Genomic DNA, 10,791 nt, shown 5'->3' on the forward strand with positions numbered 1-10,791 from the left:
ACTAGGACAGAAGAAGATTGCGGTTCGCCTGGCTAAGGCAGAAGAAATAAGGAGGCCGTATGCACATTTGGAAGATCCTCCCAACGTTGCTCCAGGCAACAAACCCCAACAAAGAAGCAGAGAATAACCATATTTAAGGAAAATATGAAATTAACGGTGGTTCTCTACGGTCAGATTCAAGAGTGGAATAGTAGGTAATTGCATCAAATCAAAGCAGGAAAGGTGTTACTCATATGATCATATTGACCCAGTTAACCCTGTCGAACAAGACGAAATCACCTGATCAAACAGCTACAAAATTTCAGATTCTCGCTAGAGCACGGTCCGGTTAATCTGGGTCATAACCTGCGGCCTTGAAGTAGTTCTGGCATCGGCTGGGGTGAAGAGGTCGACGAGCGATCCGACTGCGGTCCACAGGGCTGTGATTGTTCCTCTCGGCTTTGGCCCGCATAAGAGCCTTGAGTTTTGAGAAGGCGTTTCGACTCGGATTGAAGTCGGGGCTGTAGGGCGGCAGGAACATGAGCCTCGCGCGGTCGTCTCGATTGCATCGCGAACGCCGGCGGCCTTGTGGGCGGAGAGGTTGTCACATCACGACGATGTCGCCTCCGACAGGGTCGGGACCAGCACCTGCTCGACATAGGCCAGGAATACGTTGCCGTTCATGGCGCCTGTCATAGACGAACGGGGCGGTCATGCCCGTCAGCCGCAGTGCGCCGGTGAAGGTGGTGGTTTTCCAATGCCGTGCGGCACGCCCGCCCGGCAACGCTCACCGCATGGCGCACGCCCCGCAGCGGCCATTTGGTCGATAGTCCAGTTTCATCGTATGAACACCAGCTTTGCCGGATCGAGATCGAGTTGGCCGTCGAACCACGCACGACGGCGCTTCAGGATGTCGGGACGATCCTGCTCCAGTGCATGTGCGGACTTTTTGAGACGTCCAGCCGTTGCCGGCCAAGCCAGGCGCTTAAGGCGCTGCGACTGATCCGAGCCGATCGCTCGACCGCCAGCCGCTCTACCATCTCGGTTCAGCGTGATGTCTTGCGCTCATCGATCAACCCCACGATGAAGTGCTTTATGCGCATCGAGGCATGGACGCGCGTCGACGGCCTTGCGCCGTGCGGCGTCCGCTCGCCGATCTTCGCCCGTGCGATACCCACCGGATTGCACTCAGATATGCCGACGCACGAACCGCGCCGCCGCTGCCGGGCAGACATGCCCGCGTCCGAAGCCTTCAAGACCCGCGATCGAAGATCGTCGCTCAGTGCTCTTCCATCATCCACCTCATCAAAGTGGATGTTGATCACCCGCGTAAGCCCGACGTCACATCACCAATCGATTCATTGATCGCGGGACGTGCTCTAGGTTTGAGAATTGGACAAATCAAACAAATAGTAAGGAATTATCCCCTTGAGATACGTAGATGATTGACGCTCTGGACGGACTATTATCGGTCCATGGTAGCTCAGCGGATTAGAGCGCTCGCCTGCTAAGCGAGAGGTTCGCGGGTTCAAGTCCCGTCCATCCACCAAGCACTATCGATAGCTTGTAAGCCGATGATTATCGATGTTGAGCCACATCCGTCTTGCGGCCTTTGGCAACGCACGGACCACTCATTTTCAATGAAAGACATGGCATGTTCAAGGCGCTTGGATGTCATGACAGGATCGCAACATACAAATATCAAATCCTAGTTTGCAAATCGCGGGTTGCCGTCTGGCGCGCCAAAACGCTTGACTAGCCGTTCATATCGAGATCGACCGCAATCAAAGCAGCGCTGTTGAGGATTGCGGTGCTGGCCTACGATCTCATCCTTCGCACTGGCTTCCAGCACTCAGAAATCCCAATGATGATCGCGTGATAGCCGCGAACTGTAAACGGCTCCGCCGCGGAGAACGGGGGTTCCCTCGCACGAAGAACAACTAGGTTGGATTTCTTCCCCTTCACGCCACTTCTTTTAAAGTTGATAGCCGACTCAATGTCCCGAGATCAAGCTTGGATATTGCATTTTGAATATCTCAACCGAATATCCGGCCTTATGAAAGGATTGTATAGTCCTTACCGGATCCGGGTTCCGGCGATTTACCGGCTGCTGTTTCGCAGAACCGCGTTCCCATCAATCTTGCCGATCACTCGCTGCTGTTGCGCCGTCTCATGGACACGTGGACAGCGTCTTCCATCTTCCCGGAGACCACCTTAAGTGCAATCCCCAGAACGCCTTGCCCAGTCGACGTGTCTCCTCTTCTGACCGGTTTCGGGGTTGTCAAAAACAGATTTTTCCTCTGTTGAACGTAGAGGGTCGTTTTTGCCCACATATCACTCTCCAAGATGCGCGAGACGAATTTTCGCCTTCCGCAGTTCGGGAAACACGGAACTTTTGATTCGTGTCGAATGGAGCTGATAATCTTCAGGCAGAGTCAGAAAGATACGCGAACCCGCTAAGCCGCAGTTCGACGTTCCGTCGTCTTCATTTGATGCTGTGGAAAATGTGAAGAACTATCAGGTAGCCCAGTAGCGAACAGTGGCGTGACGGCTACACACCCGAGTTCAGCCGGACGAACCCCGTGGTCTTCCGGTGAGGCACGATATCTACCACGTTTGTGTCTGGCTGAGCCCACATGGTGTACCTTACGCGCTCTTTGAGACCAGAAGCAGGGGCTGAGCCTATGGATGAAGCCATTTGTCGCTTTCGAAGCCTTAAAATCGGCGCGCCTGGTGAGGATTTATTTCTCTCAACAGGAACGCACTCCGCTGTGTGTGCGTTGTGGCCCATTGGCTGAGGCCGCCTTCGTGTTGTGCAGGCCTCAACAGGTCTCAAACACGAGCCCAAGCGATATGCAGAATATCGAACACTCAGCGTTCTGCATCACACGCGGTGGGTTCGACGGACAAGATGAACTCGCGACAAGGTTGTAGAGCGGTCTCCACTGTACCTTTATCGGCCGACACAAGTGAATGTGGTCGAGCGTCTACGAAACCTTGAATCAGCTATCCAGAACAGCTTTGTCGACATGGTTGGTCGAATGGGTCATCGCCGTCGGTCAGTCGTAAGCCAGACCAGACATTTTCTCGCCATGCGGCACGGAGCCGATGCACATAGCCATGCACCCGTCCAGTAAGACCCATACGACTGAGGTTCGTCAGGGTCGAGACACCCTTTTTTCGACCGGCCTCCTCGACATTGGACGAAGCGCTTACGGTCAGCGCAGCGTGGCCTTCTTGACGTTCGGCGATCACGATCCGCGTCGCATGTCCGCCACCGCGCTCTTTCTTGACCAGTGTGACGATGGTCTTGCGCAGGACAGCGCCGCGAGCCCGCCCGACTGCTTTGCCTATGCGTGCGATATAACCGCGCCCACATACGCCGCATCCAGTTCTACGTGGCTGGATGCATCGGATCTGAAAGTGTCTGCAAGCGACACCTGATAAGCGGGTCACGGAGTTTTTCATGCCCATACGCGTCATGCCGTCTTGATAGGTCACGGGGTCCCTAAGAGCTGGCGCTGAAGCGTCTTTGCCCTGATAACGCCGTGTGGCGTGTCGTGTACGAACAGATAGCATCGTGTGCGCTAATAGGACCACGATTGCTTAGCGGTGCGTACGGGGTATATCTTCAACAGGACGGTGCCCGGTGGTCGGTCGGGTGCACGTGATGCGCCGCAATACGAACGACAAAAAAGTTGGTATAGCTGTTATCGATGAGACCAAAGACAGGCGAATGCGCGGTACACCCATGACAGCGATGGAACGTCGACACGTGAGCACTTCGCGCACTCAGGTGTTTCATGCCAAAGGAGCGACGTCCATGAATATGTGCTGGAGGCAAGCCTCGTCAGTCCAGACCGGGCGACAGAAGTCGCGGAGCCGTGAAAGCGTGGGCGTCTTGCTCTTGTCATGCGAATATATGGGCAGTGTACTTCCGTAGCGTACGTCAAGGGGATAATTCCCAGAGAGTAATGATATGAGCATTTGGAAATTCCAAGATCCATTAGCGTCATATCTACTGCGTAAGTAATCCGTAGTGCATGGTTGGATTGCGGATGTATGCACGTGATGACGATGACGAGTCGTGGCAATTCTATGGAGATGAGGCTGAGATTGATCAAGATGACTTGATTTTAGTGGCCTTGGGTACGAGGTCGTAGAGCTTGATCAAACTGTTGCACAGTTGGCGGATTTTGCCCTTGGGCTGGCATGCTTGGCGCGATATACAAAAACTTCGCCGTTGGAAGCGTGCCAAGATGCCCGATGGACCGCAAGAATCGGAGCTGAGTTAGTTTCGTCTTATGGGATGCTTCCTATGATCTACCGTTGGCCGATGGTGGGGGGGATCACGTATTGAATGTGAGGCCTCGTTCCCGGGAGGACCATATAAGGCGTCATCAAGATAATGGGGATTTGCGCGCTGGGCTAAGAGGCGATGGCGCAAGAAGAACTTAATTGGTGGAGACGGAGTATGAATGCAATGCCCCAGATCTCAGCAAGGTCAGTCGTTTGCCGCTTGCGGCGGACGACCGGACGCGGACGACAATTTTGACCGCTGCCCTTGGCGATGCCCGTGAATACATTAAATTGTTTGAGTGGTGGAAGAATATCAAGGCGGAGTATTTTGGATATGGTGCCGAGGTGCATAGTATACATTTTTCTCTTCGAGATTTCGCCTGGAAGGCCGGATGTACCGGCATGGATATGGGTGATCGTCGGTGATGTGCCTCCAGCCTACATGCCAGGCGACGACGTCAGAACTCCGTATGAGGCGCTGGATGGATACATTGGCGCCATGGAAGAATGGATTGAAGCCGCCCGGAAGGGGAAGCCCGTTGCGAAGCTGATTCCTGTCAATGTTCCGGCGAACCCCGCCAACGCCGAAATGTTGGGTGGGCGTCTCAAATTCCTGGACGAAAAGGTTCTGCCACTGCTTCAAGAGTGATGACCCGCCGATAGGTGACTGATGAGATATTTTGAAGTCAAACCCGATGTCGCAGGCGGACTGGGCGAGGGCACTGTCATGGACACAAGCGTCCATCCCCCTGTGTGAGTAGGCTTGTTTACCAGGTGGAGGGGTGGGTTGGCGACTCGATCGTACCTCCTTCCCTGTTTCCTCGTGACCGAAGAAGCCATGCGCGGGCGCTCGCGATCGGTGTCTCAGGCGCCACCTTCGCCTATGCGGAAGTGACCACATCCGAGGATTTTCGCGAGATGCAACCCGATGTTGAGCTACCCCCGTTTGTGTGGCTCAAGGTAGATGGCAGGGCAAGTTGCGATGACTCGGTATCAACCAGAAGCTGAACCTCGTGATATCGGAGCGCGCTTTCGATGTGCTTGATGATCTGCCTTCCGCAACATCGTACCGCTCGGCGGCGGCAATAAGTAGTGCTGAAGTCGTGTAGTACTTTGGCGGTCTGCAAATGGGACCGACTTTGTCGATTGGAGAACGATAGTGTTCGAAGCATTCCGACAAAATTTCCCCATCGACAGCAGGGTGCGGCTGATGCTGGCAGACCTGCCGTGGATACCGGAATCCCCGGCCTGAATGAGTTGCTCTCCGTTTCGGGGGCGCTTCTTTCAAGCAGGGTCTGTATCGGATCATCCGGGCACAGGATATGCCAGCCTGGAGGCAAGGATTGGTCTTGGGTTCCCGGAAGCCAATGGGCGGATCACTTGCTTCGGCTACGAGTGGTAAGGCTCGGTGTTTGCAGTTGACAGTCAGCGGCTTGAGGAAGGACAGCCTGGCGTGCTCTTGTTTGAGCCGGGTACTGGCGAGGCGCATGAGATTCCTGCCAATATCGAAACCTTCCACGACGACCTGGTCATAGAAAACGCAGATGCCCGCGCTGGCTGCCAGCCTGTATGAAGACTGGCTGGCGGCCGGCGGGGCGCAGCCAGCCTATGACCAATGCATTGGCTATGAGAAGCCTCTTTTCCTCGGTGGAGAGGACGACATACTCAAACCAGGAATTGTCGGACCTCGAGGTTGATTGGCATATTATGGGCCAGGTCCTAGCCAAGGTTAAGGGGACTGCCTCCGGGAACTCCGCCAAACCTCAAAAGGTAAACTTGTTACAATTTCTGCATGAACTGCCAAGGCGATGTCTAGGGTCTTAGAGATGCGCTGCCTGTGCTCTTGAAGCCGCGCGCCAGGCAGACGGCAATGCGGACCGCCGAACTCGAAAACATCTTTCCAAGCCTCGCTTTGACGGGGCTTTTTTCATGGAGCAAATCTTATGCCCGACCTGCAACCGCCGCCGTTCGCCTGTTGACCGGCGAGCGCGAACCGTGCGCCTGGCGACCACCAGCAACACCAATCTTTATGGATTGCAGACCATCGACGGTGTGTGCTGACCGAAGTCGGTGACAGGGTGGTGGTGAAAAAACAGAGTGATGCCACAAAAAAAACGGCATCTACACGGCCAGTGAAGGCCAATGGTACCTGAGCCGCGATGCGCGGACGTCACGCACCATGCAGAAGGGTCACGAGTGTTCGTGTCCAGCAAGGCGACGGCGAGCGCTGGCAAAACGTTCGTATTCAAACACGCTCGATCCTGTGATCGAGCAAGACGCGACTCTCGATCGGCCTTACCCGGATAGCTATCGCCGGCAATCGTTGCCAACACCATGCTTCTGTCGCGAATAGCCGTCGGACACGCCTATTTTTCAGCAACACCGGGACAGGTTCGCGCCTACCTACATCGACGCCGCTGCGGCTGATGGTGCCGGAATAAACAAGCTTGCCTGTCGTGATGATGGGAACGGTCTTGTCGTGTGCCAGCTCGAAATCGAGTGCTCGGCGACAGCACGATGGTCGGATATGATCCGACTGTTCTGGTTTCCCCATCATCACTGCGGAGCCGCCGACTTACAAACTTGAGACTTTCTAAACGACTACTTCTGTTCGACCGCGCTATCACCGTGACTAATCGGGGCTGTTAGTGGTCGCGCTCAAGTCATCAGATGCTTGAGGGGACGGATGGCTCGGGCTTCCACCCTGCTGCAAGATGGCGTCAGCACGGCATGATATCGTCTACTATGCAATCACGGCATCATGACGCGCCAAACAGCCGGCTACACCACCGGAAATATATCGCGCGGCAACCTGGAGTCATCGTAGAGATATTGTCGCTACGAATGGCAAAGTCCCATCCTCCAGACACGAACCCGATCCTACGCAGTCCCTCTCTGGTACTGCGATAAGGCAATCGGCAGAAGAACTACGTCATAATCATGCGTGGACGTTGCAGAAAAAATACGGAACGATACTGGTTGATGTTTACAATCATGATCAACTCGTTCATCCGCCTCTGAAAGTACAAGGTCGCAGGACGCGGTCCGACGGTGTTCACCCAACGGCGGTGACTACCGAGCAATCGGACCAGCTTATGCTCTGCCGTTGTTCACCACATGCGGGCTTGCGGGGCCAATCAGTTCATCTCGATAGCGGAAGGAACCGTACCATCGCACCCGGCAGTACTTCGCTGCGGCAGGCGCTGACACGGACAGGCTTGATGCCTCATATCGGACGCATCAGCCACCCCAAGAGCAGCAAGCATATGATCAGGGTAGATGAGCCTGGCTCTCTGGACATTACATACGCTTATCCCATCTGATATGGGGGGCATGGCGGCGGTCGGCGTGTCTTGGGACAGGTTGGCAGTTGGCACATCAAACAGTTTTCGTCTATCACGCTGGACTTTTTCACACCCTGTATGAGTTGCACAGGACCATGAGGTATGCGTGCCGCAATGTCCCGGTTGGGCTCCACATGGTACGCTGTCTGAGCGCCAGTTCGGGGCTGCTTCCCTCGGCTAAGCATATCGGAGCAGAGCAGGCGATCGACGCGTCAAAAAGCCTTTACCAAGGGCTCGGTCTCAAGCGACAGCTCCGTGACCTTGCCTTGACGCAATTCAATGTGTCTCCTCATCGACAGATGTCGGCGATGCTGGAGGATGAGTTGTTCATATCCCGCCTGCTCTTTCGGGAGAAGAGTAGGGTGGCGATCTCATCTTCACGGCAACCATGGCCAAGGACACGCAATTCATCCTGCATCGGCAGCACGACTGCGCCAGCCGTGTCCACGGCGATGCAGGCACGCATGTAGGTTGGCGTAGGGCTTAACGGTCGGTTTATCGTCACGGTGTCTTGTAACAGCTCAGCGGTGAGAACATCTTACGCCACACCGTGCTCAACGCGTGTGTGGACCTTAGTGTGGCGTGGCGCATCAATGGCGCCTAACCCTGGAGCCGGCCGTCGCAGACCATGACCGTTATATGTGATGCGTCCCTCGGAACCGCGGCACTACTCCCTCTCGGTGCCGTACCTTGGGGGGCTGCATGGGCGTAGTCGGACATCAGGCGCATCCAAGATACTGAATATCACGCGATCTCAGAGTTGTTGAGCACTAGCCTCGCCAAAGCAGGTACGGTGAAAGATCCATGGAGTAAAATTGATCTCGGTCAGCTTGGGTCTGATGGGGCAACCATGTTGCGTCTAATTGAAATCCATATAGGGCTTCCGGCGGTTGGCATGGATCGATCGCGTGACAACAATGACGCAACAAAGCCGGACCGGTTCCCCTATCTCAGCGCGTTACGCGGCCTGGCCGCCTCTGGGTCGTGATGGGTCACGTAGCAAAGATGCCGTCTCCGGCTGGTGCTCCCTTGGTGGTTGGAACCATTTGTCAAAAGGCGGCATCATGGCGTCAATCTGTTCTTCTTGTAAGTGCTTTCTCTCTCTGTCTGACAATGCCAAAGCATGAAAATGAAGCGAGACCATATCTGGGTTTCTGCTACGAAGATTTTCCGCATAGACGCTCTTTTACGTGATGGTAGTCTTTACCTACTTCTACAACCCGGCCGTATATTTCCCTACAATTGGAAGGACGATACTGGCCAACGCGTCGTTCATTTTCAATTTCGTGCCGGGCTATGGGTATCAGACATCACAATCGTCCTTGCTGGCTGGACGATTGGTATCGAGATGGCGTTTTACCTGCTGTTCCCTTTATATACGTGAGGACCAGGTCCGTCCTGCTGGCGCTCATCGGACTGATCATCTCTCCATCGCGCTTGGGTCTTTCGCTCGACTATCGCTTCCTGTTGCAGACCCACGGTCTTACATCCTTTACTCATTATTTCGCGCAGCCGATGTTCATGTTCGGCATCATCGCGTTCTACATGGTCCCTATCGCCGACCGATGGAAAAACAAACGAGCGATTGGAGCGGCCTTGCTAGCGTCCGTGCCGCTGCAGTTCTATGCGATTGTCAAGGGGGCGGTGCTATTTGGCGAGGCCCCTACTGGCGGGACTGATGTTTGGATGCCTCTTGATTGGGCTATACCTTTTTCCATTCAAACTCTTGGTGAACAGAGCGACCGTCTGGCTCGGCAATATCAGCTATTCCGTCTATCTGGTGCACAGTCCGATCATTTCGCACCTGTTTCGCGACCAAAAGCCGTTCAGGGTGCTAACCTAAGTCAATTGAGATCTTCGCCTCTGACGCTTGGGATAACGCTGAATACGTGATCCGATCGCTGCTCTGACCTTCTACGCTTGGGAGAACTGGATCAATGAGTGGGGCAAGGGCTTTGCATCTCGATTTGCAGCCAGAAAGAACGTCGAGCCACATTTGAACGCGTTGGGGACCAGGTCACGCCGGCGACCGCATGATCTACAAAAACATCCAAGGGCTTCGAGCCCTCGCGGCATTGATGGTGGTAGCCAGTTCACATCTATTGGCCTTTGGTTCCGATGCGGTCCATTGGCGCAGCCCTTCGTGAGTGCCGTCGGCCCGGCGGCGTCGATCTGTTCTTTGTGATTTCAGGCTTCGTGGTGTTCTTGTCCGCCGATAGATTGGCGGAAAGCCGTGATCGTCGGACGGTGGCGCGCCTTCCGAGAGTTTGCCGTCAAGCGAGTGTTTCGCATATACCCTGCCTATTGGGTCGCGTTTGCCGTGGCTTCGCTCCTTCTCCTGACGACGACAGCTGAGATAGCCCCCGCCGGGAATTCCCGAAAGCCATTGGGGAAGCTGCTTCTCTTATCGACCAGCCCAACAACCGCATGGGCGGCATGGACCCTGCAGTTCGAGATGTACTTCTACACCATATGTGCTGCGGCGATCTTGATCTTCCCGCGCCGCATCCGCTTATCCTGCGGCCTGGTTTGCGGTTATTTTCTTGGCATGGGTAGCCGGCGTCGACTACTCATCGTCCGTATGGCTGTGGACGATCGTTTTGGAGTTCGCCTTCGGGATCGTCATCGCTTTGTGGTTGACACTTCCGGCCGATCAGGCGCGGACGTCAAAGATCTCGCTGACGTCGCGCAAGGTCAGCGTGGTGATGAATTATAACCACGACGCGGCTCGCCTCCTGACCAGCCCTTCCTGCATGAGGCGGGCCAGCGCCGAGCGGATCGTCGCCTTCTTGATCCCGTAGCGGGCCTCGATCTGCTTCTCCGTCAGGGCTTCGCCAGGCGACAGGACGCAGGCGACGATGTCGCTCTTCAACTGCTCGTATGCCTGCTCGCTGCGCAGGACGTCCGCCGTCGACAGCGCCGTTTTCCCGCCCGGGGAATCAGGCGAGTTCGATGGCGTGGCTTTCGTCGATTTCATGTTTCCGCACTGTCACTTGTTTGGGCATGGTCTCTGGACAAACGGAAACCGTTTGTCCGAGAAAACCGGATTCCACTTTTCGGGATCATCTGGCTCCGATTGACGTCTTCATCGGTATTGGCTAGCGTTGACCCCTAGATATCTAACTGAGCATCTCAGATAGGATTTGTGGAATGCCCCTATCCGCCGACT

Annotated in this window: 7 protein-coding genes and 1 pseudogene; 6 read left to right on the plus strand and 2 right to left on the minus strand. The window is 55.1% G+C overall.

Going from position 1 to position 10,791, the window contains the following annotated elements; all coding sequences use genetic code 11:
• Positions 1-328: 328 nt before the first annotated feature.
• Positions 329-1,214 (minus strand): annotated as a pseudogene (locus tag ACFSQT_RS27080) (IS630 family transposase).
• A gap of 1,873 nt (positions 1,215-3,087) precedes the next feature.
• On the opposite strand from ACFSQT_RS27080, the gene ACFSQT_RS27085 reads away from it, so the two are divergent.
• From ACFSQT_RS27085 to ACFSQT_RS27110, 6 genes are all read left to right on the plus strand, one after another.
• On the plus strand, positions 3,088-3,423 hold the full coding sequence (locus ACFSQT_RS27085) for a hypothetical protein (RefSeq protein ID WP_379023904.1): 336 nt from the start codon (positions 3,088-3,090) through the stop codon (positions 3,421-3,423).
• 1,014 nt (positions 3,424-4,437) lie between these two features.
• A complete protein-coding gene (locus tag ACFSQT_RS27090; protein WP_379023906.1) occupies positions 4,438-4,704 on the plus strand; it encodes a hypothetical protein in 267 nt (88 codons plus the stop codon).
• Entirely contained in the window at positions 4,691-4,927 is a 237-nt protein-coding gene (locus tag ACFSQT_RS27095; protein WP_379023908.1) for a hypothetical protein, read from the plus strand. The genes ACFSQT_RS27090 and ACFSQT_RS27095 overlap by 14 nt, the downstream gene beginning before the upstream one ends.
• A 759-nt stretch (positions 4,928-5,686) precedes the next feature.
• Entirely contained in the window at positions 5,687-5,851 is a 165-nt protein-coding gene (locus tag ACFSQT_RS27100) for a hypothetical protein (protein ID WP_379023910.1), read from the plus strand.
• Between the two features lie 3,067 nt (positions 5,852-8,918).
• On the plus strand, positions 8,919-9,515 hold the full coding sequence (locus ACFSQT_RS27105) for a hypothetical protein (RefSeq protein ID WP_379023912.1): 597 nt from the start codon (positions 8,919-8,921) through the stop codon (positions 9,513-9,515).
• Between the two features lie 493 nt (positions 9,516-10,008).
• Entirely contained in the window at positions 10,009-10,338 is a 330-nt protein-coding gene (locus tag ACFSQT_RS27110) for a hypothetical protein (RefSeq protein WP_379023914.1), read from the plus strand.
• Here ACFSQT_RS27110 and ACFSQT_RS27115 read toward each other — a convergent pair.
• The gene (locus ACFSQT_RS27115; RefSeq protein ID WP_379023916.1) at positions 10,333-10,599 is read right to left on the minus strand and encodes a GntR family transcriptional regulator; all 267 of its coding nucleotides are present in this window, start codon (positions 10,597-10,599) and stop codon (positions 10,333-10,335) included. The two genes, ACFSQT_RS27110 and ACFSQT_RS27115, sit on opposite strands and share 6 nt — an antisense overlap.
• Positions 10,600-10,791 lie beyond the last annotated feature (192 nt).

Source organism: Mesorhizobium calcicola, from assembly GCF_042682105.1.
Classification (GTDB): Bacteria; Pseudomonadota; Alphaproteobacteria; order Rhizobiales; family Rhizobiaceae; genus Mesorhizobium; species Mesorhizobium calcicola.